Origin of the sequence: Salipiger bermudensis HTCC2601 (assembly GCF_000153725.1) — a bacterium.
GTDB classification, from domain to species: Bacteria; Pseudomonadota; Alphaproteobacteria; order Rhodobacterales; family Rhodobacteraceae; genus Salipiger; species Salipiger bermudensis.
Window position 1 is genome coordinate 1,633,997 of record NZ_DS022276.1, and the last position, 26,799, is coordinate 1,660,795.

At 67.9% G+C, this 26,799-nt stretch carries 28 protein-coding genes; 10 read left to right on the top strand and 18 right to left on the bottom strand.

Translation table 11 applies throughout. The features are described from left to right. Window positions 1-36: 36 nt before the first annotated feature. The 5 genes from R2601_RS07740 to cysQ form a co-directional block, all read right to left on the bottom strand. Entirely contained in the window at window positions 37-1,239 is a 1,203-nt protein-coding gene (locus R2601_RS07740; protein WP_007796133.1) for a glycosyltransferase family 4 protein, read from the bottom strand. After that, window positions 1,220-2,203, bottom strand: coding sequence for a UDP-glucose 4-epimerase GalE (gene galE / locus R2601_RS07745; protein WP_007796136.1), 984 nt, complete (start codon window positions 2,201-2,203; stop codon window positions 1,220-1,222). Before galE ends, R2601_RS07740 begins: the two co-directional genes overlap by 20 nt. Before the next feature lie 18 nt (window positions 2,204-2,221). Then, the gene (gene galU / locus R2601_RS07750; protein ID WP_007796139.1) at window positions 2,222-3,115 is read right to left on the bottom strand and encodes a UTP--glucose-1-phosphate uridylyltransferase GalU; all 894 of its coding nucleotides are present in this window, start codon (window positions 3,113-3,115) and stop codon (window positions 2,222-2,224) included. Between the two features lie 139 nt (window positions 3,116-3,254). Then, window positions 3,255-4,496 carry a glycosyltransferase family 2 protein gene (locus R2601_RS07755; RefSeq protein ID WP_007796142.1) on the bottom strand — a complete coding sequence of 414 codons (1,242 nt, stop codon included), beginning with the start codon at window positions 4,494-4,496 and terminating at the stop codon, window positions 3,255-3,257. Window positions 4,497-4,503: 7 nt separating this feature from the next. Beyond that, on the bottom strand, window positions 4,504-5,301 hold the full coding sequence (gene cysQ / locus R2601_RS07760) for a 3'(2'),5'-bisphosphate nucleotidase CysQ (protein WP_040544485.1): 798 nt from the start codon (window positions 5,299-5,301) through the stop codon (window positions 4,504-4,506). A gap of 123 nt (window positions 5,302-5,424) precedes the next feature. On the opposite strand from cysQ, the gene R2601_RS07765 reads away from it, so the two are divergent. After that, complete coding sequence (locus R2601_RS07765; RefSeq protein WP_007796148.1) at window positions 5,425-6,255, top strand: ABC transporter permease; 831 nt, start codon at window positions 5,425-5,427, stop codon at window positions 6,253-6,255. A 57-nt stretch (window positions 6,256-6,312) separates the two neighbouring features. Continuing rightward, a complete protein-coding gene (locus R2601_RS07770; protein WP_007796151.1) occupies window positions 6,313-6,924 on the top strand; it encodes a hypothetical protein in 612 nt (203 codons plus the stop codon). 73 nt (window positions 6,925-6,997) lie between these two features. On the opposite strand, the gene R2601_RS07775 is transcribed toward R2601_RS07770, so the two are convergent. From R2601_RS07775 to R2601_RS07805, 7 genes are all read right to left on the bottom strand, one after another. Continuing rightward, on the bottom strand, window positions 6,998-7,474 hold the full coding sequence (locus R2601_RS07775) for an Hsp20 family protein (protein ID WP_007796153.1): 477 nt from the start codon (window positions 7,472-7,474) through the stop codon (window positions 6,998-7,000). Between the two features lie 143 nt (window positions 7,475-7,617). Further along, window positions 7,618-8,370, bottom strand: a complete 753-nt coding sequence (locus tag R2601_RS07780; RefSeq protein ID WP_007796156.1) for a trypsin-like serine peptidase — start codon at window positions 8,368-8,370, stop codon at window positions 7,618-7,620. Between the two features lie 68 nt (window positions 8,371-8,438). Next, window positions 8,439-9,146, bottom strand: coding sequence for a trypsin-like serine peptidase (locus R2601_RS07785; RefSeq protein WP_007796158.1), 708 nt, complete (start codon window positions 9,144-9,146; stop codon window positions 8,439-8,441). 159 nt (window positions 9,147-9,305) lie between these two features. Next, entirely contained in the window at window positions 9,306-10,664 is a 1,359-nt protein-coding gene (gene glcF / locus R2601_RS07790) for a glycolate oxidase subunit GlcF (RefSeq protein ID WP_007796161.1), read from the bottom strand. 7 nt (window positions 10,665-10,671) lie between these two features. After that, a complete protein-coding gene (locus R2601_RS07795; protein WP_007796164.1) occupies window positions 10,672-11,013 on the bottom strand; it encodes a hypothetical protein in 342 nt (113 codons plus the stop codon). Beyond that, window positions 11,010-12,122 (bottom strand): FAD-binding protein, encoded by a 1,113-nt coding sequence (locus R2601_RS07800; RefSeq protein WP_007796167.1) that lies wholly within the window; start codon window positions 12,120-12,122, stop codon window positions 11,010-11,012. The genes R2601_RS07795 and R2601_RS07800 overlap by 4 nt, the downstream gene beginning before the upstream one ends. 68 nt (window positions 12,123-12,190) lie before the next feature. Then, window positions 12,191-13,633, bottom strand: a complete 1,443-nt coding sequence (locus tag R2601_RS07805; protein ID WP_007796169.1) for an FAD-linked oxidase C-terminal domain-containing protein — start codon at window positions 13,631-13,633, stop codon at window positions 12,191-12,193. 134 nt (window positions 13,634-13,767) lie between these two features. Here R2601_RS07805 and R2601_RS07810 point away from each other — a divergent pair, with 134 nt between their 5' ends. Together R2601_RS07810 and R2601_RS07815 are read left to right on the top strand one after the other, a co-directional pair. Then, complete coding sequence (locus R2601_RS07810) at window positions 13,768-14,178, top strand: CopD family protein (protein ID WP_040544491.1); 411 nt, start codon at window positions 13,768-13,770, stop codon at window positions 14,176-14,178. Between the two features lie 3 nt (window positions 14,179-14,181). Further along, a complete protein-coding gene (locus R2601_RS07815; RefSeq protein WP_040545221.1) occupies window positions 14,182-14,883 on the top strand; it encodes a DUF599 domain-containing protein in 702 nt (233 codons plus the stop codon). A 10-nt stretch (window positions 14,884-14,893) separates the two neighbouring features. Here the strand turns inward: R2601_RS07815 and R2601_RS07820 are convergent, their stop codons facing one another. From R2601_RS07820 to R2601_RS07845, 6 genes are all read right to left on the bottom strand, one after another. Beyond that, window positions 14,894-15,235, bottom strand: coding sequence for a DUF2794 domain-containing protein (locus tag R2601_RS07820; protein ID WP_040545223.1), 342 nt, complete (start codon window positions 15,233-15,235; stop codon window positions 14,894-14,896). A 91-nt stretch (window positions 15,236-15,326) separates the two neighbouring features. Continuing rightward, window positions 15,327-16,529, bottom strand: a complete 1,203-nt coding sequence (locus R2601_RS07825; protein WP_007796178.1) for a ComEC/Rec2 family competence protein — start codon at window positions 16,527-16,529, stop codon at window positions 15,327-15,329. After that, on the bottom strand, window positions 16,526-18,202 hold the full coding sequence (locus tag R2601_RS25450; RefSeq protein ID WP_007796179.1) for a gluzincin family metallopeptidase: 1,677 nt from the start codon (window positions 18,200-18,202) through the stop codon (window positions 16,526-16,528). Before R2601_RS25450 ends, R2601_RS07825 begins: the two co-directional genes overlap by 4 nt. 3 nt (window positions 18,203-18,205) lie before the next feature. Then, entirely contained in the window at window positions 18,206-19,516 is a 1,311-nt protein-coding gene (locus R2601_RS07835; protein WP_007796181.1) for an esterase/lipase family protein, read from the bottom strand. An 18-nt stretch (window positions 19,517-19,534) separates the two neighbouring features. After that, window positions 19,535-20,836, bottom strand: a complete 1,302-nt coding sequence (locus R2601_RS07840; protein WP_007796184.1) for a ComEC/Rec2 family competence protein — start codon at window positions 20,834-20,836, stop codon at window positions 19,535-19,537. A 307-nt stretch (window positions 20,837-21,143) separates the two neighbouring features. Beyond that, window positions 21,144-22,556, bottom strand: a complete 1,413-nt coding sequence (locus R2601_RS07845) for a fused MFS/spermidine synthase (protein ID WP_007796185.1) — start codon at window positions 22,554-22,556, stop codon at window positions 21,144-21,146. 429 nt (window positions 22,557-22,985) lie between these two features. Here R2601_RS07845 and R2601_RS07850 point away from each other — a divergent pair, with 429 nt between their 5' ends. From R2601_RS07850 to R2601_RS07875, 6 genes are all read left to right on the top strand, one after another. Beyond that, window positions 22,986-23,186, top strand: coding sequence for a hypothetical protein (locus tag R2601_RS07850; protein WP_007796187.1), 201 nt, complete (start codon window positions 22,986-22,988; stop codon window positions 23,184-23,186). A gap of 2 nt (window positions 23,187-23,188) precedes the next feature. After that, window positions 23,189-23,950, top strand: a complete 762-nt coding sequence (locus R2601_RS07855) for a MauE/DoxX family redox-associated membrane protein (protein WP_007796189.1) — start codon at window positions 23,189-23,191, stop codon at window positions 23,948-23,950. Window positions 23,951-24,019: 69 nt separating this feature from the next. Continuing rightward, entirely contained in the window at window positions 24,020-24,352 is a 333-nt protein-coding gene (locus tag R2601_RS07860) for a hypothetical protein (RefSeq protein ID WP_007796192.1), read from the top strand. Window positions 24,353-24,446: 94 nt separating this feature from the next. After that, window positions 24,447-24,881 carry a c-type cytochrome gene (locus R2601_RS07865; RefSeq protein WP_007796194.1) on the top strand — a complete coding sequence of 145 codons (435 nt, stop codon included), beginning with the start codon at window positions 24,447-24,449 and terminating at the stop codon, window positions 24,879-24,881. A gap of 1 nt (window position 24,882) precedes the next feature. Continuing rightward, window positions 24,883-26,271, top strand: a complete 1,389-nt coding sequence (locus tag R2601_RS07870; RefSeq protein WP_110740004.1) for a multicopper oxidase family protein — start codon at window positions 24,883-24,885, stop codon at window positions 26,269-26,271. A gap of 33 nt (window positions 26,272-26,304) precedes the next feature. Then, window positions 26,305-26,739: a c-type cytochrome gene (locus R2601_RS07875; protein ID WP_007796197.1), complete on the top strand. Its 435-nt coding sequence runs from the start codon at window positions 26,305-26,307 to the stop codon at window positions 26,737-26,739. Window positions 26,740-26,799: the final 60 nt, after the last annotated feature.

A 26,799-nucleotide genomic window follows, 5' to 3' on the forward strand; every position in this document is an offset into this window, starting at 1 on the left:
CAGGCCGGACGGTCCGGCCCCGTTCCCCCGCGGCTATCAGATCAGGGTTAAGACGGTCTTGAAGTGCGCATCCCAGCTTGGCGGGGCGAATGCCGCCGCAGCGTTTGGTGCCACGCCCCGTCCTGCCCGGTGATCCTCGGCCATCGTTCTTATCAACTGGGTCCAAAGATACCGCTCCGTCACAGGAGCGTAAACGGGAATATCCCCAAGCCCTTCGCGCAGCACCGAAAGGTTGCTCGCAAGCACCGGCACCCCCAGCCCTGCGGTCTCCAGCGGGGGCAGACCGTAGCCTTCGGCGAGGCTCGGGAACAGCAGCCCGGCGCTGCCCTTCAGCAGCGCCGCGACCTGCCCGTCATCGAGGCCCGGCAGTTCGTGCACGCCGGCGATGCCGGCATCGAGCCGGGTGAAGATGGCGTCGTTGTTCCAGCCGCGGCTGCCGCAGATCAGCAGATCGGCGGCCGGTTGCTCCTGCTCCCAGATGTCGAGCAGAAGCGCGTGGTTCTTGCGCGGCTCGATGGTGCCGAGCGCGACGAAATAGGGCCGGCCGGTCCACGGCCCGTCGGGGGGGCTGGTCGGCACGGGCAGGTCGACGCCGAGATGCGCGACGACGCTTTGTGCCGCGCTGTCGGGCAGGTGCCGGCGCAGGTCGCGCTCGGTCTGCTTCGAGTTGCAGATCACCAGATCCGCATGGCGCCCGACCCGCGAGAGGAAGCCCGCGAAACGCTCGGGAATGCCGGGGCGCTGGTGCTCGGGCACGTCCAGCGGCAGCGTGTCGTGCAGCAGGACGGCGATGCGGCTGCCGGGCACGCCGCGCAGCGCCGCAATGGTGCGGTCGGTCAGGTTGGTGTGGCCGGTGTTGAGGTACCGGGTGTCGGCGGGCAGGTGCGTGCGGAGCATCGCGCCGAGGCCGCGCGGCGGGCAGCGGCCCACGGCCACCGAGCGCAGCGCGCGTTCGGCCCCGGCACGCCCGGGATCGAGCTTGCGCAGCCGTGCCAGAAGATCGGGGGCGGGCCAGTCGCCGCCATCGATGCGGCGCTTCAGCTCGGCGCAGCCACGCTGGTCCAGCAGCAGGTAGCCCAGAGAACTGCGCACCAGCCCAAAGAGCGGGCCGGTGCGCAGCAGTTGCCTCAGATAGGCGTATTCAACCCGGTCAATCCCCGTGAAGGGTCGCCCGGCGCGCGAGACGAGGCGCGTCAGATCCAGAAGGCGCGGGGGCGGATCAGCCCTCGTAATGTCCATTCTGGTGCCAGCGCCATGCGTCGGCGATCATCTGCGGCATGGTCGAGCGATCCGGCGTCCAGCCGAGCTCGGCGGCGGCGCGGGTCGAGCCCGAGACCAGCTTGGTGGCGTCACCGGCTCGGCGCGGGCCCTCGGAGTAGGGCACCTCGCGGTTGGTCACCGCGCCCGAGGCGTCGATCACCTCGCGCACCGAGAAGCCCTTGCCGGTGCCAAGGTTGAACACACGGCTCTCCTTGCCGTCCTGCAGCCACTTCAGGCCCAGCACATGCGCATCGACGAGGTCCATCACGTGGACGTAGTCGCGGATGCAGGTGCCGTCGGGCGTGTCGTAATCGGTGCCGTTGATGGTCAGTGCGGGGCGCTTGCCGTCGATCGCCTCGAGCATCACCGGGATCAGGTGGGTCTCGGGGCGGTGATGCTCGCCCACCTCGCCCTCGGGATCGGCACCGGCCACGTTGAAGTAGCGGAAGATCACCGATTTCAGGCCGTAGGCGGCACCGAAATCGCGCAGGATGTCTTCGACCGCACGCTTGGAGGCGCCATAGGCATTGAGCGGCTCCTGCGGCGTGCCCTCGTCGAGCACCACGTTGTCATGCTCGCCATAGGTGGCGCAGGTCGAGGAGAATACGAAGTTCAGGCAGCCCGCCGCGGTGGCGGCCTCGATCAGCGTCAGCGAGCCCTCGACGTTGTTGCGCCAGTAGCGGCCCGGCTCCGACATCGCCTCGCCGACCTGGCTGAGGGCGGCGAAATGCATCACCGCCACGGGTTGGTACTGCGCGAACACCGCGTCGAGGCGGGACCGGTCCGACAGCTCGCCCTGCTCGAACGGGCCGAACTTGACGGAGTCCTTCCAGCCGGTGACGAGGTTGTCATAGGTCACCGGCGTGAAGCCGGCGGCCTTCAGCGCCTTGCAGGCGTGCGAGCCGATATAGCCCGCACCCCCGGTTACCAGTACATTGGACATGTTTCGGTCTTTGCCCGCTTATTGCGCGGCCTTGCGGGCCGAAACCACCTCGTGGAGGTAGGCTTCGAGATCGTCGCGCAGATCGTCGCGCGACAGGCCGAAGGCGACGGTGGCTTGCAGGAAGCCCGCCTTGGAGCCGCAATCGTAGCGCTGGCCGTTGAAGCGGTAGCCATAGACGCCTTCGTCGCCATTGATCTCCTTGGCGATGGCATCGGTGAGTTGGATCTCGCCGCCGGCGCCGGTGGTCTTGGCGTCGAGGTTCTCGAGGATCTTCGGCGACAGGATGTAGCGGCCGATCACCGCGAGGTTCGACGGTGCCTCGCCTGCCTTGGGCTTCTCGACCATGCCCTTGACCGAGACCATCGAGCCCATGTCTTCCTGCACGTCGAGGATGCCGTAGGCCGAGGCCTTGTCGGCAGGCACTTCCATCGCAGCGACCATGTTGCCGCCGGTTTCCTGATAGGCTTCGACCATCTGCTGAAGGCAGGGCTTGTCGGCTGCGATGACGTCATCGGGCAGCATCACCGCGAAGGGCTCGTCGCCGATCAGGCGGCGGGCGCACCACACCGCGTGGCCGAGACCCAGTGCCTTGTGCTGGCGGATATAGGCGATCTCGCCCGAGTCCATGTAGGTGTCCTTGAGAACGCCAAGCAGCTTGTCCTTGCCCTTGGCTTCAAGCTCCTGCTCGAGCTGCGGTGCGTGGTCGAAATAGTCCTCGAGCGCGCTTTTTCCGCGCGAGGTGACAAAGATGAATTCCTTGATACCCGCGGCGCGGGCCTCGTCGATGGCGTATTGCACCAGCGGTCGGTCGACGAGGGTCATGATCTCCTTCGGGACCGACTTCGTGGCCGGAAGAAAACGTGTTCCGAGACCCGCCACCGGGAAGATCGCCTTGGTGACCTTGTTGCTCATAATGTCCTGCTCCTAAAATCGTGACGCGACGTTGACACGCGCGCGCTGGTCTTCGTCTGATTCTGTACCATGTAAGGCCTAGAGCGCAAACTAGGCAAATTCGCGACAACTCCCTCGTAGATTGAGTGATTGCGGTGCCTTATATTCGGTCTTTGTTGTTGCGAACGGGTGCAACACGGGCAGCTTCCGACCGCAGACGATCCTCGAAACTGTGCAGTTGGATCACTGGACCGACGCGCTCGCTGCGGCCCCAGAGCCCGCCGATCTGCTCCCAATATCCGTCCGCATGAAACCTGAGCGTGTGAAAGAGGGCCGTGTGAGAGAACCGGTAGGCGCTGACGATCTCACCATCCGCGGCGTAGCGGGCGGCGTCTCGGCGCATGGCCACACGGTTCCAGACCCGTCCGGAGAGCACGCGGCGAGGCGCGCCGGCGCGGCCGGGATAGGCGAGAAACGGCAGGCGCGCCTCGGGGATCGGCGGCAGGTTGCCGAACGGCCTTGCGAGCCCTTCGATCCAGCCACGGTCGAGGCTGCGCATCAGGCGCACGACGTCGTCCGGGCCGAGCGGGCCACGCTGCAGAAAGCGCAGCAACCGGTGGCGCTGTGCATCGCGCAGGGCCAGCCACGCCATGCGACGCTCGACTTCGGGGCAGTGCTTGGCGAGGAAGACGGCGAGCGAGGCACCGATCTCGGTGAGGTCGCGCGGGCTGCGGTCCGCGGCGCGGCGCGGGCTCTCGGCATAGCCGTGATGCACCTCGGCCAGCGGCACCACGGCCACGGCATGACCCGCGGCGGCGTGGCGCATGTCGAGATCTGTCTCGTCTAGGAAGAAGCGGAAGGCCGGGTCGAAGCCGCCCATCTCGGCCAGCACGCTGCGCCGATGCGCCATGTTGGTGCCCTGCAGCTTTATCGCGACACTGGGGCGGCCATGCAGGATGCGCGGTTCCGTGCCTTCGATGGGCAGGTCGCGCTCCTGCGCGCGGGCCGTGACGCCCTGCGCCCGCCACTGGTACTCAATGCCGTTGCGCCCACGCACATAGCCGCCCGCCGCCGCCACCTGTGGATCGGCGAAGGGGGCGCAGAGATGCGCGAGCCATGTCGGCTCGGGCACCGCGTCGTCGTCGAGGAAGGCGATCACCTCGCCGGCGGCCTCGGCGATGCCGAGATTGCGCGCCGCCGAGATGTTGGGCGCGTCGAAGGCGACAAGCCTGATCCGGTCCGCATCGGGGCGGGCGGCAACCGTGGCAACGCCCTCGGGGCAGGCCACCACGATCACCTCGTAGGCCGGATAATCGAGCTGGGCCACGCCGGTCAGGCAAAGCGACAATGCGCCGGGGCGGCCCCGGCTCACGATCACAACGCTGACCGGGAGCGCGCCCACCGACGCGTCAGCCTTCCTTCAGCTCCACGCCCGGGGCGTAGGCGATGAAGAACGGGTTGGCGAATTCCGGCTTGCCGTAGGCCAGCGGGGTGTGGTCGTCGAAGCGCACGACCCGGCCGCCGGCACCGCTGAGCACGGCGTGGCCTGCGGCGGTGTCCCACTCCATGGTGCGGCCGAGGCGCGGGTAGAGATCCGCCTCGCCGGTGGCCACGAGGCAGAACTTCAGCGACGAGCCGGCGCTCTTGGAATCGCTGACCTGGTACTTGTTGATGTAGTCGTCGGTGGCCTCGTCGCGATGCGACTTGGAGGCCACCACCATCAGCGCGCTGTTGTCCGCGTCCGAGACCTTCATCGGCGTGGTCTCGCCCACCGTCTCCTTGTCGAAGGCACCGGTCTCTTCGACCGAGGTGCCGGTGGCGGTGGTGTAGAACATGCGGCCCTTTGCGGGGGCATAGACCACGCCGCGTGTCGGCACGCCGTCCTCGACATACGCGATGTTCACGGTGAAATCGCCACGGCGCTTCACGAACTCCTTGGTGCCGTCGAGCGGGTCGACGATCAGGAAGGTCATCACGTCCTGGGTGTGGCTGTCAGCCTGCTCTTCGGTGACCAGCGCGACATCGGGAAAGGCGTCGCGCAGGCCGGCGGAGATCAGCGCGTCGGCGGCCTCGTCGGCCTCCGTGACCGGGCTGGCGTCGGATTTCGACTTCACCTCGAAATCGTCGCTTTCGTAAATCTCCATGATCTTGTCGCCGGCTTCCAGGGCGAGGCGGCGCATGACCCGAACAAGAGTTTCGTAATTCAAAGTGGTTCTCCTTTACCGCGGCGGCGCAATGTTTGCGTTGGCAGCCACGAATCCTTATGCTTTCCTCAACCAAGATGGGCAAGAAAGACCCGTCGCACCCGCCGGCACCGGAGCAGTTTTGCCATGTTTCAGACCACGAAGCCGCGCTCGCGGCTGGGTTCCGCGTTCTACATCTCCGAGTTGATCTACCACAATTCGGTACGCGCTGTCCGCCGGACCCATGGCAACGCCTTCATGGCGATCTTCATGAACATGCTGCAGACCATCATCTTTGTGCTGGCCTTCTACTTCATGTTCCAGATCCTCGGCATGCGCAGCACCGCGATCCGCGGCGATTTCATGATCTACATCATGACCGGCGTGTTCCTCTACATGACCCACACCAAGACGCTGAGCGCGGTGGTGGGCTCGGAGGGGCCGGCCAGCCCGATGATGCAGCACGCTCCGATGAACACCGCCATCGCCATCGCCTCGGCGATGCTGAGCACGCTCTACATCCAGATCCTCAGCCTCGTGTTCATCCTCTTCATCTACGATGTGGCCTTCAATCCCTTCGTCATGCAGGAAATCCACGATCCCATCGGCTGCATGGCGATGATCCTGCTGTCGTGGTTCTCGGGCGCGGCGATCGGCATGGTGTTCCTTGCCGCCAAGCCGTGGTTCCCGACCCCGGTGCAGATCCTCTCGACGGTTTATCAGCGCGCCAACATGATTGCCTCTGGCAAGATGTTCGTGGCCAACACGCTGCCCAGCTACATGCTGGTGATGTTCGACTGGAACCCGCTGTTTCACACCATCGACCAATCGCGCGGCTATGCCTTCGTCGACTACAACCCGCGCAACTCCGATTGGGAATATGCGCTTTACCTGTCGCTGGTTCTCATCATGATCGGTCTTATGGGAGAGTTCTACACGCGCAAGCACGCCTCGGCGAGCTGGAGCGCGCGGCGGTAAGGCCCGCCTGCCACGGGGCCGGCCCGCGAGTTCGAAAGTCTCAAAGGAGGGTATGCGATGTTCAGATCCGTACTGTTCTGCCTGGCGATCTGCCTCGCTGGCGCGAGTGCCGCGCAGGAGGCACCCGCGCTCTACGATGTTACCGGTGTGGCGAGCGATGACCACCTCAACATCCGCGCCGAGCCCGAGGCCGGGGCCGCGCAGATCGGCACGCTCGCGCCCGACGCCACCAATATCGAGATCACGGCCATCAACGAGGAGGGAACCTGGGGCCGGCTCAATACCGGCGAGGGCAGCGGCTGGGCGTCGCTCTCGTTCCTCGAGATGCAGCCGGGCAGCGCCATGCCCGATGCCGCCGAGGTGGGCTGCTTCGGCACCGAGCCGTTCTGGAGCTACCGGGTCGACCCGGACAGCATCGCGAGCTGGTCCGAGCTGGGAGAGGATCCGGTGACCCTGCTGGCGGGCGACACCCGGCGCGTCGATGCCGGGCTGCACCCGTTCGTGTCGGTGGCGGCTGCGCCTGACCTTCAGGCCATCCTCGTAATGACCCCGAAATTCGCCTGCAGCGATGGCATGTCCGACCGGCTCTATGGGTTGGGGGCCACGCTGGTGCTGACCGGCAAGGTCAGCCGCGCGGTCACCGGCTGCTGTATGCTGACCGCGAACTGAGAACATCCCGGCGGATCCATGCGAAAAGGCCCCGGCGGGTGCCGGGGCCTTGCAGGCGGGTTTGAGGTCGCGATCAGTTCACCGACTTGCTGTCGACCACGTCCTTTTCCAGCGCCGGAGTGCCGGAGGCGCGGGCGATTTCGATCCGGCGCGGCTTCAGCGCCTCGGGGATCTCGCGCTTGAGGTCGATGTGCAGCATGCCGTTCTCGTGCACCGCGCCGGTCACGCGCACGTGGTCGGCAAGGGTGAAGCGGCGCTCGAAGGCGCGGGTGGCGATGCCGCGGTGCAGGTAGCTGCGGGCCTCGTCCTCCTCGGCCTTGCGGGCCGACACAACGAGCTGATGCTCTTTCAGTTCGACCGACAGGTCATCATCTGCGAAGCCTGCCACGGCGATCGAGATGCGGTAGGCATCGGCGGCGGTCTTCTCGATGTTGTAGGGCGGGTAGGTCGGCTGGGCGACGTCGCTGGTCAGCGCCCGGTCCATCAGGTCGGCGATCTGGTCGAAGCCGACGGTTGCGCGATAAAGCGGTGCGAAATCAAAGTGACGCATGGATCATCCTCCATTGAGCGATACCATATGTGATGCGCCTTCCCGGCATGGGACAGGCGGCTTGAACGCTCCGGAGCCCTGTCTCAGGCACTCCGGATAGCTCTTAGTTGGGGAGGCGATTTGTGGCTTTCAAGACCTTCGGCTCAGGGCTTCACGAAGCGCGCACCGATGCCGTCGCGGTTGCTGCCGCCGACGGTGATCCGGCGTGCGCCGGAGGTCACCTTGGGGCGCGCGTCCTCGCGGTTGAGGCGCTGCCGCAGTTCGGAAACCAGGGCCGGCAGGCTCGGGCCGAAGGCCTCGCCGCCAGCGTTGCCCGAGGAGATCACCGACAGGATGCGCAGCCGTGCGTTCTCGCGCACGAAGACTGGCGCCCCCGACGATCCGAAGGTCACGTCGCAGTCGAACCCGAGGATGTCATCGCGGTAGCGCTCGGTGAGTTCGCAGTCCGGCTGGCGCGAGAGCACCTCCTCGCGGCCGCGTCCGTAAGAGACCACGCTTACGCCGGTGCCCGGGGAGGGGGTCTCGTGGATGCGGAAGGCATCGGCCTCGGCGCTCGAGACCGGCTGTTCCAGCTTAAGCAGCGCGACATCGGTCGCGACCGCCGTGCCGGAGGTCATCGACCCGCCAGCGGCCAGCTCGGCGGCGTAGCGCTCGGGCACGGCCCAGCGCTCCACCCGGCGTTCGGTGATGGCGCTGCCGTGGTGATAGCCGGCACGGAAGGTCATGCCGCGGGCCGGGTAGGGCTGGCGCGTGGCGGTGTCGTAGACGCAATGCGCAGCGGTGAGCACGAGATCGCGGCCGATCAGGGCGCCGGTGCAGAAGCCTTGGGGCATGTCGAGCCGGCCCACCGCCTCCCAGCCGAGCATGTCGCCACGGCTTTCCATCACGTCGAACACGGCGCGGCTCTGCGCGTGCGCAGCCGCGGACAGGCTGGCGAGCGCGATGCCGGCAGCGGCGAGATATCTTACGGCGTTATGAATTTTGCCCCCGTTTCCCGCCGCATTCCGGCGTCGAGTGTCTGGCGGACCGCGTCGGTGTCCAGCGCGGCGCGCAGCGGCGCCAGCGCGTCCTCGATCTCGGCGCCAAGAGCCACCGGGAGGCCATCGGCCTCGGCCTTGGCCGAGATCACCGAAACGATGACCGGCGCGTCCTCGGGGCCCGAGAAAACCGGAGAGCCGGAGGCGCCGAAATCGACCTCGCAGGACAGCACCATCATCCGGCTCTGCAGGTCGAGCACACCGCAGAGCCCCTGCAGCGAGGGTGCCTCGGAGCGGTCATGGGCGTAGGAGACCACGCTCACCTCGCTGCCGACCGCCGGGTGCGGCCCGGTGGCGAAGGGCCGGATGGTGGTGTTGCGGATCGGCAGCTGCAGCTCGATCAGCGCAACGTCGCTGCTGACGCGGTGGCCGTCCTTCGGCGCGGTGAAATCATAGGAGGGATGCGCAACCGCCCGGCGCACCCGGCGATAGGCGGCGGCGCGGCCATTGCGCCAGCCGGCAAGGAACTGGATCTTCTCGGCCGGGATGCGCGCGCCGGTCTCGGCATCAAACAGGCAATGCGCGGCGGTCAGCACCAGATCCGGAGCGATCAGCGCCCCGGTGCAGAACGCCTTTCCCGCCAACTCGAGCCGGCCCACGGCCTCCCACGGGCGGCCGTCTTCGCGGCTCTGCATCGAAAACAGACTGCCATCCGCCCATGCGGGACCAGACAGGCAGATCAAAAGGACTGCCAGAAATAGACGCACCGAGACTTCCCCTTCTCACGCCCTTCAGGGGTACCGGCGGTGTTTGTCAAAAATTGGGCGCAACCGCGCCGGGCAGGAGCCCCGGCGTTACTCCGCCAAGGCCCGCGGTTTCGGTCCGCCGGTGGCCCAATCGAGCAGTTCGACCGTATGCACGACCGGCACCCCGGTGCCCGAGCCGATCTGCATCATGCAGCCGATATTGCCGGCGGCGATGATGTCGGGCTGCTTGGCCTCGAGCGTGCGCACCTTGCGCGCCTTGAGCTGGCCCGAGATCTCGGGCTGCAGCAGGTTGTATGTGCCGGCGCTGCCGCAGCACAGATGGCTGTCGGCGGGTTCCACGACCTCGAAGCCCGCGCCTTTCAGCAGCGCCTTGGGATGGGTCTTGATCTTCTGACCGTGTTGCAGCGAGCAGGCGGCGTGATAGGCCACCCGGATCGGCCCGCTGCCCTCCGCGCCGGTGGGCTCGGCCATGTCGGTGCCGGCGATCTCGGCCTTGGCGAGGTTGCGCGCGGTGACGTCTGCCTCGGGCATCAGCTCGGCCAGCAGCTCTGAGATGTCGCAGGCGAGCTTTGAAACCCGCGCCGCATCGCCGGCCAGCGCCGCGTCGGTGCGGAACATGTGGCCGTAATCCTTCACCGTGGTGCCGCAGCCCGAGGTGTTGATCACGATGGCATCAAGACCGTCACCGTCGATCTCGGCGCACCAGGCGCGGATGTTGCGCGCCGCCGAGCCGTGGCTCTCGTCCTCGCGCCCCATGTGATGGGTGAGCGCGCCGCAGCAGCCGGCGCCCTTGGCCACCACCACCTCGCAGCCCAGCCGGGTCAGCAGCCGGATGGTGGCGTCGTTGATATCGGTGTTGAGCGCCTTCTGCGCGCAGCCGGTCATCAGCGCCACCCGTTTGCGGCGCGGGGCCTCCGGCGCAAAGCTCTGAGGGTCGTCGTTGCGGCTCACCGGCGGGATGGTTTTCGGCGCCATCTCGAGCATGGCGCGCAGGCGCGGATCGGGCAGCAGGCGGGCGAAGGGGCGGCCGAGCTTGGCCCCGGCCAGCGCCGCGCGGAACCGCATCGGGTGCGGGATGATGCGCGCCAGCAGCCAGCGCAGCGCGCGGTCGCTCCACGGGCGCTGGTAGTTCTGTTCGATATAGGCGCGGGCGTGGTCGACAAGGTGCATGTAATGCACCCCCGAGGGGCAGGTGGTCATGCAGGCGAGGCAGCTCAGGCAGCGATCGATATGCTTGACGGTCTTGGCGTCGGGCACGCGTTCGTTCTCGAGCATGTCCTTGATCAGGTAGATCCGCCCCCGCGGGCTGTCGAGCTCGTCGCCCAGCACCTGGTAGGTCGGGCAGGTGGCGGTGCAGAAGCCGCAATGCACGCAGGCGCGCAGGATCTCGTTGGCGCGCTCGGTGCCGGGGTCTTGAAGCTGCTGGTCGGTGAAATGGGTCTGCATGGAACTCTCAGGAGGTCATCATCCGGGCGGTTGCGAGCCCGAACCAGGGAAGGGGAGTGGCGCAGAGGCCGAGGATCGCGATGGCGCGGCGCGGGGCAGGGGCGGTCACGTGGCGCCGCAGGGTCAGTGCCATCATCGCAACGGCAAGCACCCAGGCAAACCACATCAGCGCCAGCGAAGACGCCGGCGCCGAGGGCTGCAGCACCAGCGCCAGCAGCGCGCTCGCCACCACCGCCAGCGCCAGCGCAAGCCGCGCCGTCAGGCCGGAGACCAGCCGCGGCAGCAGCGCGTAGGCCAGCGGACCGGCCACGAAGCACAGCGCGAAGGCGATGAAGGCGGCGGAACTCATGCCATCAGTCCGGGATTGAGCAGGCCCTTGGGGTCGAAACGCGCCCGCAGACCTGCGCTCAGCGCTGCCACCGGCGCGGGCTCGGGCTGAAAGGTCGGCACATCGCCGCTGGCGCGCACCGCCGTGGCATGGCCGCGGAACCCCGCGCCAAGCCTGTCGCGCGCGTCGGCGCCCTCGGGCAGCAGCGCCCAGATCAGCCCGCCGCCCCAGTCGAAGACCAGCGCATCGGCTCCCAGCGTCGCCGCCAAAGCCGGCGCCTCGGACGGCGTGCAGGAGATCCGCCAGACATCGCCCGGCCGGCCGTGGAACGCCTCGACATCGCGGACCGCTTTCCAGAGCGTCGCCCCGCGCGCCTCGTCAGTTTCCACCAGCGGCTGGTGCCGGGCGAAGAGCTCGGAAAGCCGCCCGCCGCGATAGGCCACCGACTCGGCAAAGCCCTCGATCCGCACCAGCGTCAGCGGCGAGCCCTCCGGCCCCTCGGGCAGATGCGCCGCGCCGCTCACATCGAAGGGCGAGCCAAGCGCCTGCGACAGCACCGGCACCGCCTCCTCCGGGCTCAGCCCGCCCAGCACCAGCGTCGCCGTGGCGGCCGGTTTCGGCAGCACCTTGAAGGAGATCTCGGTCATCACGCCCAGCGTGCCCCAGCTGCCCGCCATCAGCTTGACGAGGTCATAGCCGGTGACGTTCTTCATCACCCGCCCGCCATTGCTCACCACGCGGCCCGCGCCGTCGACGAAGCGCACGCCCAGCATGAAGTCGCGGCAGGCCCCGGCCTGCACCCGGCGCGGCCCCGAGACGTTCGCCGCCGCCACGCCGCCGATGGTTGGCGCGCCGTCGGTGCCCAGCAACCCGCGATGGTCCATCGGCTCGAAGGCCAGCCGCTGGCCCTCGCTCTCGAGCGCGGCCTCGATCTCGGCCAGCGGTGTGCCGGCCTTGGCGACCAGCGTCAGCGCGCCCGGCTCGTGCAGCACGATGCCCGACATCGCCCCGGTCTCCAGCAGCTCGCCGGCGCTCCTCCCGACCGCGCGGGTGCCGCCGCCGCGCACCCTCAGCGGGCCGCTTGCGTCCCGGATCATCTCGGCCAGCTCGGTCTCTGTCTCAGGTCTCATGGTCTTCTCTGGTTCAAAAATACCTCGGGGGAGTCCGCGCCTTGCGCGGACGGGGGCAGCGCCCCCGGCTATTCGGCTGCCACCGCGCGCCGCGCTTCGGACACCGCGAGCGGGAACACCTTGGCGGGGTTCAGCAGCCAGCCCGGATCGAACACATCCTTCACCGCCATCTGCGCCTCGAGATCCGCGGGCGCATATTGCACCGTCATCAGGTCGCGCTTCTCGATGCCCACGCCGTGCTCGCCGGTCAGGCAGCCGCCGACCTCGACGCAGAGCTTCAGGATTTCCGCCCCCAGCGCTTCGCATTTCTCGAGTTCGCCGGGCTGGTTGGCGTTGAACAGGATCAGCGGGTGCATGTTGCCATCGCCGGCGTGGAACACGTTGGCCACCTCGAGCCCGACCTCGCGCGACAGCTCACCGATGCGGCGCAGCACCTGCGGCAGGGCCGAGACCGGGATCGTGCCATCGAGGCACATATAGTCGTTGATCTGCCCCATGGCGCCGAAGGCGCTCTTGCGGCCGAGCCAGATGCGACCGGCCTCGTCGGCGTCCTGCGCCTCGCGCAGCTCCACCGGATCGTGGCGGCGGGCAATCTGGGTGATCAGCCCGAGCTGCTCGGCGATCTCGGCCTCCGAGCCCTCGACCTCGACGATCAGAAGCGCCTCGCAATCGGGATAGCCCGCCTTGGCAAAGGCCTCGCAAGCCACGATGCAGGGCCGGTCCATGAACTCGATCGCCACCGGCAGCACGCCCGCCTTGATGATGTCCGACACGCATTCGCCCGCCACCTCGTTCGAGTTGAACGCGATCAGCACCGGGCGCGCCCCCTCGGGCTTGCGCAGGATCCGCAGGGTGGCTTCCGTCACCACGCCAAGCTGGCCCTCCGAGCCGCAGACGAGCCCCAGCAGATCGAGCCCGCCGGGATCGAGATGCGCGCCGCCAAGTTCGATCACCGTGCCGTCCATCAGCACCATGGTGACGCCGAGCAGGTTGTTGGTGGTGACGCCGTATTTCAGGCAATGCGCCCCGCCCGAGTTCATCGCGATATTGCCGGCGATGGCGCAGGCCAGCTGCGACGAGGGGTCGGGGGCGTAGAAGAAATCCTCTTCCTCGACGGCGCCGGTGACGCTGAGATTGGTGCGTCCGGTCTGCACCCGGATGAAGCGGTTGTCGTAATCGGTCTCGAGCACCTCGTTCATCCGCGCCACGCCAAGGATGACCGAGTCCGCCGTCGGCAGCGCGCCCCCGGCCAGCGAGGTGCCGGAGCCGCGCGGCACCACCGGCACGCCCTCCTCGTGGCAGATGGTCAGAACCGCCGAGACCTCTTCGGTGGTGGCGGGCAACACCGCGCAGAGCGGCGGGCAGCGATAGGCGGTCAGCGCGTCGCACTCGTAGGCGCGGGTCTCGGCCTCGTCGTCGATCACCGCGTCGGCGGGCAGCACCTCGCGCAGGCGCGCAACGATCTCGGCCTTGCGGGTCAGCACCCTGGCGTCGGGCTCGGGCATCTGCATCTGAGGGTCCTCCCTTGGAATTGGTAAAGTGATATAACCAATTTGCCACGCCCGCGCCAGACATTTTCCGGCCCGCGCCGCTGCGACGCGGCAGCGTCTTGCCTTCGGCGGGGAAACGGTAGCACTACTGGGCCATGGACTGGGTAAAGATCATACATCTTCTCTGCGTGATGGGCTGGATGACCTCCATCTTCGCGGTGCCGCGCGCGCTGATCTACTGGAAGCGCGAATATGCCAAGCTGGGCGAGTTCGGCCCACTGGGCGACCTGACCATCCGGCTCTACCGCTTCTCAGCAGGGTTGGGTGTGATCGCGCTAATCACCGGGCTGGTGCTGGCGCAGCTCTGGGCCTGGGCGCCGTGGATCCACCTCAAACTGGCGCTGGTGGCGCTGCTTGCCGGGCATTACGTCTGGACCGGCAGGCTGGTGATCCGTGCCAAGCGCGGCGAGTTCCGCGAATCCGACCTGTTTCTGCGCATCTTCAACGAGATCAGCGTGGTCGGCGTGATCGCCGTGCTCTGGGTCGTCGTGGTCAAGCCGTTCTGATTGATGGGATGGCTCGACCAGCTTGGCTATTTCAGCCTGCTCGACCTCGCCGGGACGGTGCTGCTGGTGACGGGCTGGCTGCTGTGCTCGTGGTTCGTCGAGCATCCGCCGAGCTGGCGGCCCTCGGTGTCGCGGCTGATGGCCAATTACCGGCGCGTCTGGATGGTGCAGTTCGTCACCCGGCAGCCGCGTATCTTCGATTCGCAGATCGTCGCCTCGCTGCGTCAAAGCACCGCCTTCTTCGCCTCGGCCTCGATGATCGCCATCGGCGGTATCTTCGCGCTCCTGGGCAATACCGAGCAGCTGCGCGGCGTGGCCGGTGACCTGACCGACGGCGTTGCGCCGGTCTTCGTCTGGGAGGTGAAGCTGCTGCTGCCGCTGCTTTTCGCCGCCAATGCGTTCCTGAAATTCGTCTGGTCGAACCGGCTCTTCGGCTATTGCTCGGTGATGATGGGCTCGGTGCCGAACGAGCCCAGCGATCTGGCCTATGCTCGCGCCGCCAAGGCGGCCGAGATCAACATCTTCGCCGCCAAGAGCTACAATCGCGGCCTGCGCGCGGTCTATTTCGGAATCGCCTCGACCGGCTGGCTGATCGGCCCGGAGGCGCTGCTTGTCGCCACCATCGTCACGCTGGTGATGATCCTGCGCCGCGAGTTTGCCTCGCAATCGCGCGAAGTGCTGCTCCAGAGCGAACCCGAGGGCTGAGCAGGCGCGTCTAGTCGACGGCGCGGATCAGCTTGCGTTCGAGGACGCGGAGCACGGTGCGCAGGTCGTGGCCGCGCTTGAGCACCTGTCCTTCCATGCTGATCACCGCGTATTGCCCCTGCTTGCTGCGCAGCTTGGGGCGTTTCTCGATGCGGTAGAGCGGGTGTTCGGCGGTGCGGCGAAAGACCGAGAAGATCGCGACGTCGCGCAGGCTCGAGATGCCGTAATCACGCCATTCGCCGGCTGCGACCATGCGCCCGTAGAGCGAGAGGATGACGTTCAACTCGGTCCGGTGAAAGGCCACGACGTCCTGCGCGTGGCCGGGGCCCGGAAAAGGCGTAAGGCTGTTCATGTCATAAAGCTGCGCCTGATATCGGCGCAAATCAAGAGTCTCGCTGCTCAAATGCCGGTCATCTCGCCTGCGGTGCCACGGAAATTGCCGCTCAGCCGGTCGGCGGAGCCCCCTCCGAGACCGTGATGGGGCCGCCATCTGCCGGAAACCTGAGCTCGAACCAGCCGCCCATCGCGAGGCTCCGGGTGTCGAGCAGCCGCGCCCGCCGGCGCAACGCGGTCAGCGTTTCGTCATGCGGCACGCCGCGATAGGCGCCGTCGGCGGTCGAGACCGCGACCACCCGGTCGCGGGCATCGGGCGGGGTCTCGGGCAACACCTCGGAGAGCACCGCATCGGGGGTGCCGTTGTGGCTGCCGTGATGGCTCACCTTGAGGAAATGCGCCGGGCGCAGCGCCTGTTGCGCCTCCATGAACGCCCAGCTGCGCTCCTCGGCGTCGCCGGGAAAGAGCAGCCGCCAACCGCGCCATTCGAACTCGAACACGATGCTGGAATCGTTGGCTGCCCGGTCGATGTGGAAGAGATTGGCAAAGCTCGACGCCGCGCGGAACGCCAGCAGCTCGGCAAAGTCGCTGTCGCGCACGCCCTCTGGCGCGGTCAGCGTGGCGCTGGCAGGGGCGCCTGAATCGCCATTGGCCAGCCGCAGGCCGAGAGCGCGGGGCTTCAGGCGGCCGTAATAGACCGAGCAATCCTGCTCGGGCGCCAGCACGCGGAAAGAGGCGTCCCGGAACGGCTGCGGCAGCGTCGGCGCGCTCTGGCGCGAGACGTAGTGCGGCGCGGCGGGCGCGCTCATGTCGCGGATGTAGTCCACGCAATCGGCGCTGGCGCGCGGGTTGTTGATGCCGAGCAGGATGTCCATGCCGAAGGGCAGCGCACCAGCCATGCCGCGTGCCGCCTCGGCGATGTCCTCGAAGGCGTCGAGCGCCAGCCGCCGTTTCCTGCGGGCCTCTGGATGGGCGCCGTAATAGCCCGGTTCGCTCGAGGCGGTCATCCAGACGCTGCGGGCGCGCAGGTCGAGCCCGTCCTTGCGGGCGGCCATCAGCGGTCCCTGGATATGGTCGAGATGCTCGTGCGTCATGATGTAGAGGTCGAGCGGCGCCCCGGCGAGCCGGGCGTGGATGTCGCGCAGGACGGCGCGCAGGGTGTCGTCATCGCCATGTGTGCCGGTCAGCGCGTTGCCGGCGTCGATCAGCACCGTACGGGTGACATCGGCGCCGGTCGCGTCGGTGTCGGGCAGGCTCAGGACAACCGCGTCGCCGAAGCCGACATTGTAGAGGCGCAGCGTCAGCCCGGTCATGACCGGCCCGCCATGTGAAGCTGCTGACCAAGGCCGCGTAGGCGCAGGCTGCCATCCGGCAGCGCGGTGGCGTCTTGCAAGAGGTCTATGGTGCCATCGGCGATGCAGGCCTTCAGGAAGCCGCGGCGCATCCGGTCGCTGACCTGCCGGTCGCGCGCGCCGCCATGCGGGCCGAGGCGGCTGTTGGTGACCACGGCGCGGATCTCGCGGGTCTCCCAGCCAATGGCGAGGGTGGTGCCGAAGGTGACGTTGAGGGGCTCGGGAATGCCGGCCCGGTCCAGCACGAACTCGTCCTCTTGCCAAGCCACCTTGAGGATCAGCTCGCGGGTGTCGACCCGGCCGCCGCCCTTGCGCCACGTGGCCTTGGTCACGTCAAGCCGGGGCCGCAGGGTGAGGCTGGCACCTGCGGGCACGTAGAGCGCCGCGCGGTGCCGTTCGGCAAAGGCCAGCGCCGCGGCATCGTCGGAGAGCAGCGCCTCGAGATCGTCGCCCGGTTCGAGCGTCAGGCGTGGTGCCGCCGGGGCGAGATCGGCGGCCTGCGCCACGATCTGCCGGGTCAGGCATTCGGCGGTGAAGGCGGCGCGCTCTTCGGGGCTTTGCGGGTTCGAGGCGGTGTCGGCGGCGATCAGCGCGCGGGCGTAGTCGGCAAAGGAGATCTCGCCCGGCGGCAGGTAGTCGAGCGCCCGGAAGGCGATGCGGCGCAGCCGGCTGGCGGCGCGGAACAGCACCCTGCCGGAGCGGCTGAAGCGCTCGTCGGCCTGCTCTGCCTCGGGCACCTCCGCGAGTTCCTCGGCCATCTCGGTGTCGAAGACCCAGAGCATCAGCGCGTAGAGCGTTCCGGTCAGCACCTCGCTCAGCGCGTGCGGCGTGGCGCTGGGCACGCTGGTCATCGTGCGGTCGTTCATCAGGTCGCGCAGCGGCTGGATACGGCCGCTGCGGGCACGTCCGAACTGCTCGGCGATGGCGTTGAAGGCGCCGGGCTTGCGCAGGTCGCCGCCATTGTCCTCGAGCACCAGCGTCGCCAGCCGGCTCGATTGTGCCGCGAAGAGCATCGCGGTGATGTCCGCGATGGCCTCGTGCAGCGCCAGCGATTGCGGCGAGGTGGCGTCGTAGAGATCCGGCGCGATGCCGTCGAGAATGGCATGGGCGGTCTCGTGGGCCACGATGTCGGGCGACAGGCAGGTGTAGACCGTGGTCTCCTCGTCGGCGATGACACCGTCGAAATAGAAGAACTGCAGGCTGCGCGACGCGCGGTGGTAGAAGGCGTTGGCCATGCGCCCGGCGCGTGGCACGACCAGAAGCTGCGGCCCGTCGAAGGCCCAGACCAGCGGGCGGCCCAGCACGTCTTCCTCCTCGAACATCGCCATCGTGGTGCGGATCGCGCCGAACACCGAAACCTGCTGGAAATCCCGCGCCGCCATGTCGTTGCGGTCGGCGACCTGCCACAGCCCGCGTGTCCGGCCGCGTCCGGGCGGCAGGAAGGGCGCGCCGGGCAGGAGCGTGCCGTCGTCCGGATCGAGGTCGAGCACCGCCACCCGGGTAGAGATCGGCCCGTCGCGCAGGGTTTCCTCGAGCGTGAAGTGCCGACCCTGCATCAGCCCCGACCTCGGGCGCGACAACAGGGACATGGCCGGGTCGGCGGCGAGGAATTCGACCTTGACCGGGATCGCCATGGCTCAGCCTCCCGGAACGACCGAGAACAGGACAGGGGCGCCCGAGCTCGGGGTGCCGGCAAAGCTCAGCCGGTAATGGCCGGGGGTTGGGCGCGGCGGCAGCAGCACCCGCAGCTGGCTCACCGGGGCGCCTTCGTAGCTGATCGCCACCGGCTCTCCCAGCGGCGCGAAGGGGGCGGCCTCGTCGGCAGTGAACTCGACAACCACCTCGCCGCTGATCGCGCTGGTGGGGGCGGGGGCAAGGATCAGGAGTTCGACCTCCTCGTCCGGGCGCAGCACCAGCGCCTGCACCGACAGGTCGAGCATTGCGGCCGCCGCGACCGGCGGGGTCGGGAAGCGCTGGCCGAACAGCCGGTAGAGCACCGCCGAGAACTCTTCGCGGCGGAAGAACTTGCTGTGTTCGCCGCGCACCAGTTGCTTCTGCGTGGCCTTGCCGAAGGCGCTCCACATCGGCACCGTGCCGTCGCCCGCGTCGTCGGTCAGGGTTGGGATGACCTGTCCCGGCGCCACGTTGATCCGGGTGCAGGTGCGGTGCCCGGCGCCGCCGAAGAACAGGTATCGCACGCCCGGTGGCTGGCTGCCCTCTGCGAAGCTCTGGTGCACCCAGGCCACGCGCGCCACCAGCGCGGGGTCGAGCCCCACCGCCTGCGCATCGCCCAGATCGTAGATATTGAGCGGCCCGAGCGTGCTGTCGGTGAGGTTCCAGCAGGCATCCTCTCCGGGCGCCGGCAGCAGCTGGTAGGCCGAGGGGTATCGGTGATCGGCGGCATAGGTCCGGAAATCCGCCGCCGAGATACCGAGATCGCCCTCGAGCCCGAGGATGCGCACCAGCGCCATCGGCGCGCCCAGATGCGGCGTGCCGAGGGTGAAGAGCGTATCGACGAGGTCGAACCACGGCTCGGCGCGGAAGGTATCGGGTTCGAGCACCAGCCGCGCCACCAGACCGCCCATCGAATGTGCCACGATGGCGATCTCGGTCGCTCCTGCTGCGGCCAGCGCACCAAGGCGGTGCGCCAGTGCCCGGGCGGTGATTTCCAGATCCAGCCGCCAGTCATAGTGGAAGATCTCGAGCCGTTGCGTGGCGCTGCCCTCGGTGAAGCCGATGCCGTTGAGCTGATCGATCAGCGGCTTGTAGACATCGAGGCAGCTGACCTTGCGGATGATGTCGGTCGACACCAGGTCCTCGCGCATGAGCTCGGAGAGCCGCTTGTAGCCAAGCACCACCTCGGAGGGTTTCGGCGGCCAGACCTGCTCGCCTCCCGGTGTCTCGAGAACGGAGCCCTGAACTCCCGGTACCAGTACGACGCATTTCATCAGCCGATCTCCCTTCGGTCAGGACTTCGTTGCTTGGATGGTGCAGCCGCAGCTGCAGGCCTGGGGCGGGAATGGTGCTCCCCATGTCAGGCCGGTATGGCCCAGAATGCCGTTGCGCATGTAGGTCATGCGGTCGTCGATCTCGGATGTGGGGGCGCCGATGCTCCAGCCCTGTCCGCCAAGGTCGCTCAGCGCGCGGGTCAGCGGATGGCCATAGCGGTTGGGGAGACCGCAGGAGATCACCGCGCGGCTGTCGGCGTGGTGCGGATCGGGCGGCGGGGTGCCGGGCGCGGCCCCGCCGTGATGCGCGACCACAAGCGAGCGCACCCGGCGCGGGCGGCCGCGATTGAGCGAAGGGATGTCGGCATAGCCTGCGTCGCCGGGCAGAAGGATGGCATCTGCCCCTCCCGGCCCTTCGACCCAGACCGCGATGCCCGAGCGGTTCTGGCCGCTGCCGGTGCAACGCTCGAGCGTGAGGGCGCCGTGCCGCAGCGGTCGGCGCCCGTTCCAGACCAGCAGCGTTCCGTTGCTCAGGATGGCCTGCGCCATGGCGCTCTGCGGTCCCGGTCCAAGCGTCTGGTTCGGCGCGATCCAGACCAGCTGCTGTGCCTGCGGCGTCTTGTTGGCGCCGTGAAAATGATCGTAATGCCAGTGGCTGAGGATCACCGCCGGGCCATGCACAAGGCAGAAATCCTGCATTGCCGAAGGGTAGGTCCCGGCATGGCGCAGCACGCCCGCGCCGAGGTCGACATAGGCGCACACATCGCCGCTGCCATCGACAAGCGCCGCGGCGCTGCCCTGTCCGACGTCGAGAACCACGACGCCTTCGATCGGAACGGATGGCAGCACCGACCGAAGCGTGCGGCGCTGGGCCAGGTGTTCGTTCAGCCGCGTGGCGCGGGTCAGGCGGTCGCGCGTCGGGGCGGCCAGCGGCTCTGCCTGCATCGTTACCGGTCGCCCCTCGCTCTCGATGCTCTCATAGAGCAGGCCGGCCCCGTCGGGGTCGGCGCGGAGCCTCAATTCGACCCAGTCGCCGCGCGCCTCCCGCGTCGCCAGCCAGTGCCGTGCTTCGCGCGCCGGACGCGTGTCCTCGGGAAACTGCGCGGCATCGATCTCGAGTGCGTAGACCGGCAGATGCTCGACCAAGGCTCCGTAGCCACGGATGGCGTCCGGGAAGCCGAGCGCGGTCGCGCCGTCGAGGGCGTCGGCGTCCACCGCATCGAAAAGCTCGCGCGTGTCGGGAGAAAAGCCGATCGACAGGGCATAGAGCCGCGACGGTGTTTCAGAGTCGAATGACGGTCCAAAGAAGCGGTTGGGCATATCGGTGGATCTAGAAAGAGGAATTTCTAAGATTGAAATGCCGTTAGCGTACTACACCTTTGGGCGATCTCAAAGCCTCGGCTGCGAGAGGGTGAGGCCCCAAGATGCGTTTGAGCGCAGCGCCGCGGGTGCGACGCCGTCTTCTGGTCGCTGCAGGGGCCTTTGGGAGGGGCGGCGGGCAGGCGCCCTGCGTGGCACAGATCCTGCCAGGACGACCCGCAACGCCCCCCCTCCGGCAGGCTTGCGGGAGGGGCGCGGGGCCATGAAGAGAGGGCGTGAGCCGGTTTCGCGGTGCGAGGCTTCGGAGCTAGCGGTGCCCGACCCAGCCACGATCATCGGTGAAGGCCCGGGCGTCGCTGATCCGGACCGGGCCGTAGCCCTCTGGCTGGTCCACCGGGGCGTCGAGCGGCTGGGCCGCGGCGGCGAAAAGCACGTTGGTCCTGTTCCGTTCGCTCACCGGCCCCTGCGCCACCACGACATGTGGGTAGAGCTCGGTCAGGATCGCATGTACACCCCTTGCCAGCGGGCCGTCGGGGGCATCGAGCAGGTTCACGTAGACCGGGCCGTCGACGATGTCGCGCAGCCGCGCGAAGGTCTCGCGCGTGACCAGATGCGCCGGCACGGACCCGGAAGAGAACGCATCCATGACCACGGCGTCAAAGCGCGTCTCCGTCTCGTTCAGGTAGACCCTGCCATCGTCATGTACGATGCCAAGCCGCCCGGCAGCGCTGCCGCTGTCAGAGGCATCGTAGCCGGCGGCATCGATCATCGCGGAGGCGCGCGGCATGTGACTGCGCACGACATCGGTCACCAGCGGATCGATTTCGACCGCGACGGCCCGCGCATCGGGCCGTGCGGCAAGCAGTTTTGTCGGCAGCGTGTAGCCACCGCCGCCGATGAACAGCACCGAGGGCGCCGGCCCGAGGTCGTGCGCCATCCGCGACCAGAGCCAGTCGGTATAGCCGAGGGCGAGCGGGACCGAGCCATGCCCGAGCTCCTGCGGCGCGCTGCGCTCTGCCGCCTGCACGGTGCCGTCCGAGACAAGGAAGATCTCCGGCCCCTTGCGGGCGATGTCGAGGCAGGACAGGCCCGATTCAAACTCGCAGGCCGGCGTTCCGGCGAGACCGGCAAAGCCAACGAACCCAGCCGCGGCGAGGGTGACGACGCGATTGTCGGGCGGGCCGCCGCGCAGGAATGGCAGACAGAGCAGCGTGAGCACGCCGCAGGTGGCAAAGGTCGCCGTCGATCCGATCAGCGGCAGCGTCACGAACCCCGCGAGGATCGCGCCCACGATGGCGCCGACCGAACCGGCGGCAAGTACAAAGCCCAGCGACGAGCCCTCGCGCCCCGGTCGCGCCTCCATGGCGAGCTTGGCCAGCAGGGGCGACGGCAGGGTGACCAGCACCGAGGCCGGGAAGAACACGAGGAAGACGCTGAGCATCATCCCCTGCGTGCCGCGCGCGCCCCAGTTGTGAAGCAGGCCGAGCAGGGTCGGAGAGGCGGCCATCAGCACCGCCGTTCCCACGAGCGCGCCGCGCGTGGCGCGCAGGGCGGCGTCGCGCGGTCGTTCTGCGACGATGCCGCCAAGGGCGCTGCCAAGAGAGAAGCCGCCTAGCACCGTCGCGATCACGGTGGTCCAGGTCAGCAGCGATGTTCCGAAAAATGGCGCAAGCACCCGGCCGGCGGCGATCTCGTAGGTGAGCCCGACGGCGGACAGCACCAGAATGAGCGCGATGGTAAGCGGAAAACGAATGGCGGGCTCCTGTGAAACGATATGGGGGCGTCGGCTGCGACCCCGTTCGGCAATGCCTGTCGCGGTATTGTCCAGAAACCCGCCTCTTTCAAACGCTGCAAGAGCGATCCGGGCGCCCAGCCACCGAGGTCGCAGCTTTGTGACCGCGAAACCGGTCGCACGGGGCTGCCGACGGTCGGGCAGGCAAGCTCAAGGGACGCTTCCGAACCGGGGTCGCACGCTGCAGGACGTCTCAGTGCCTCGTCCGGCGGCCGTCGCGATTGGGGGCTGTCAGGGGGCGGGGACCACGCGTCGGATTTTCCGGGAACCCTCCAGCGGTGGAAGGTCGTTGAGCATGAAACGGCCAAGCCGACGGAGCCGCCCGATGCAAAGTTCTCTTCGGAAAAGCCCATCTGCATGGCCATCCTGATGGGCGCGAGCGACCGCTTTGCCTTTGCCGAGACCGGCCCGGCTGTCGTCAGTGCCGGACGCGATGCCGCCGCGACTGAGATCGGCGGCGATCAGGTTCAGTTGGAACGCCACGGCGAGGGCAGCGTCCCCGCCGGCCCGGACTACTCCGCCGCCTTCCGTGGCCTCTACACCTGCGAAGGAGATTGAGAATGCCCAAGGACACCGCCAAGACCGCCATCCTATACCGCATGGTCATGCCCGACCATCTTTGCCCCTTTGGCCTCAAGTCCAAGGATCTGCTCGAGCGTCAGGGCTATCATGTTGAAGACCATCATCTGACCACCAAGGACGAGACCGAGGCCTTCAAGCGTGAACATGACGTGAAGACCACGCCGCAGACCTTCATCGATGGCGCGCGCATCGGCGGCTATGACGATCTGCGCGTGCATTTCGAGCTCGATCCGCCCAAGGAGGAGCAGAGCGAGACCAGCTACCAGCCGGTGATCGCGATCTTCTCTGTGGCGGCGCTGCTGGCGCTGGGGCTGTCATGGCATCAGTACGGCACGATCTTCACCCTCCGCGCGGTGGAGTGGTTCATCTCGTTGTCGATGGCGATCCTCGCGATTCAGAAGCTGCAGGACATCGAGAGCTTCTCGACCATGTTTCTCAACTACGACCTGCTGGCCCGGCGCTGGGTGCCTTACGGCAAGATCTACCCGTTCGGCGAGGCGCTGGCGGGCATCCTGATGACCGCCGGGGCTCTGACCTGGATCTCGGTGCCGGTGGCGCTGGTGATCGGGACAATCGGCGCGGTCAGCGTGTTCAAGGCGGTCTATATCGACAAGCGCGAGCTGAAATGCGCCTGCGTGGGCGGGTCGTCGAACGTACCGCTGGGCTTCGTGTCGCTGACCGAGAACGTGATGATGGTCGTCATGGCCCTGTGGATGGGCGCGCGGGCGTTCATCGGCTGACAGGGTTGTGCGCTTGACCTCTTCGCAGCGGATGGGACAGATTGCAGGGGTCTCATCTTCGGAGAACCCGTGCGTCTGTTCATCCTCCTTGTCTTGACCGGCTGTCTCGCCGTGCTCGCCCTGCCCGGGGCGGCCATGGCGCATGGCGCGACGGGCGAGGCCGAGATGGTGCACATGGCCGGATGCCCGGAGTGCCCCGATGTTTCCGAGGCGGCGGACGGTCCCGCAAGCGGCGCTCGGCAGGATTGCCCGCACCTGACCGGCTGCGCGGCGATGGTGCTCATGGAAACGGCGGTCGTGCTGCCCCTGAGGCGCGCGCCACAACCGCGCTATCGCTTGCCCGGCTCTTGGCGGATCGTCGGGACGCCGATGCCGACAGACCTGCCGCCTCCGCGCGGCTGACCTTTCCAGCGTCACCACAGGAGCACTGCTATGCTCCTGTAAACCGTTTCGCACCGGGCTGTTGCCCGTGTGCGCGGAGAGGATCCAAGCCACTATGAACACCTTCATCATCTCCGGGGCGATCGGCCTCGGCCTCGGCCTTGCCGCCGTCTGGGCCTATGTCGGATCGAACCCGACCGCCCCCGCAACCCCGCCGGAGACAGGCGGAACCGCCCTTGCCGAGGTCACTGTCCCCGACAGCCTCTCGGCCGAGGCGCAGATCGGAGAGCGCGCCTTCGACGCGGTTTGCGCCGCCTGCCACGGCGACAACGGCGCGGGCGTCGACGGCTCGGGCCCGCCGCTGGTTCACAAGATCTACGAGCCCTCGCATCATGCGGACATGGCGTTCTTCATGGCGGTCGAGCGCGGCGTGCAGGCGCATCACTGGTCGTTCGGAAACATGCCGCCGCAGCAGGGGCTGACGCGCGCCGATGTTGCCGGGATCATCACTTATGTGCGTGAATTGCAGCGTGCCAACGGGATCGACTGAGATGACTGAATTGACCATGACACGCCGTGCGGTCTGCGCCGGCCTCGCCGCAGCCGCAGTCGTCCGACCGGCTTTCGCGAAGTCCGCGACCGAGCTGACCGCGCGCAAGGCCTCGGTCCAGCTCGCGCCCGAGGGCTACCCGGCCACCGAGGTTTGGAGCTATGACGGGTCCATCCCCGGCCCGATGATCCGCGCGACCCAAGGCGCCCGCCTGCAGCGCAGGCTGGTGAACGCGCTCGACGTATCGACCTCGGTGCACTGGCACGGCATCCGCATCGACAACGCCATGGATGGGGTCGCGGGGCTCACGCAGTCGCCCGTCGCGCCGGGAGCCAGCTTCGACTACGACTTCACGCTGCCGGATGCCGGAACCTACTGGTATCACGCCCACACCAACTCGATGGAGCAGGTGGCACGCGGCCTCTCGGGGCCGCTGATCGTCGACGAGGCCGAGGCGCCGGATGTCGACCGCGACGAGGTCCTGATGCTGGACGATTGGCTGATCGATCCCGAGACCGGTGGCTTCATGGAGCCCTTCGCCCACCCGATGATGATGAGCCATGGCGGACGCACCGGGAACCTCGTTGGCGTGAACGGTCGCTTCGATTTCGCGCTGACCGCCCAGAGGCACGAGCGCCTGCGCCTGCGGCTGATCAATGCAGCCAACGCCCGGATCTTCGTGCTGCGGCTGCAGGGCATGGCCGGCTGGACGGTGGCGCTCGACGGGATGCCTCTTCCCGCACCGGAGACCGTCGAGGGAGAGCTCGTCCTCGCCCCGGCGCAGCGGGTCGATCTGATCGTCGACGTGACCGCCGAAGAGGGCAGCCCCGCCGGGCTCTTGATGGCGCAGGACGACGACAGCTGGGTGGCGCTGGCCGACATGACCGTCTCCGGCAGAAGGGCCCGGGTCGCACGCCCCGCGCCGGCGGCGCTTCCGCCCAATCCGCGCACCGACCTGCCCGATCTCGCGCAGGCGCGGCAGTTCGAGATGGCGATGGAGGGCGGCGCCATGGCCGGCATGGAGAGCGCGCTGTTCGAGGGCGAACGTCTGGGCTTCCGCGAGCTCGTGTCGCGCGGACAGTTCTGGGCGCTGGCCGGTCAGGTGGGCCGTAGCGACACGCCCTTCGCCAGCCTCTCGCGGGGTGAGACGATGCGGCTGCGCCTGAGCAACGACACGGTCTTTCCCCACGCCATGCACCTGCACGGGATGCATTTCCGCGAGCTTCGCGGCGATGGCAGCCTCGGCCCGCTGCGCGACACCATCCTGAGCCTGCCGCAGGAACCGCTCGAGATCGCCTTCGTGGCGGACAACCCCGGGAAATGGCTGTTTCACTGCCACATGCTCGCCCATGCGGCCTCCGGCATGACCACGTGGATCGAGGTCGCCTGACCGGATCAAACAGCAGAAGAAGGACCAACAGCAATGAAGAAGACGGCAATTGTCCTGTCGATCATCGCGACCGGCAGCGCGGCGCTTGCGCATGGCGGCGTCAAGAACAGGGACGTGCTGGCCCGCATGGAGGTGATGAGCGCGATCGGCCAGCAGATGAAGGTGATCGGCAGCATGGCCAAGGGGGAGGCGGATTTCGACGCGGACGCCGTAAACGCGGCGCTGATCGAGATCGCAGCGCAATCGGCGCAGGTGCCCGCGATGTTCGAAACCCCGGCAACGGACCCGAAATCCGAAGCGCTGCCAGTGATCTGGGAGCAATGGGACCGTTTCACCGAAGACGCGCGCGAGGCAGAAACCGTGGCCGAGCGGCTCGCCGGCAGCGTCTCGGACCCGTCCGATCTCGGCCCGGTGCTCGGGCAGCTCGGGGCGACCTGCAAGGCCTGCCACGCGACTTACCGCGAGTAAGCCCCCCGAAGGTGGCGTGTGCGCGATGCGCGCTCACCGCCTGCGGGCAGGAAAAAGGCG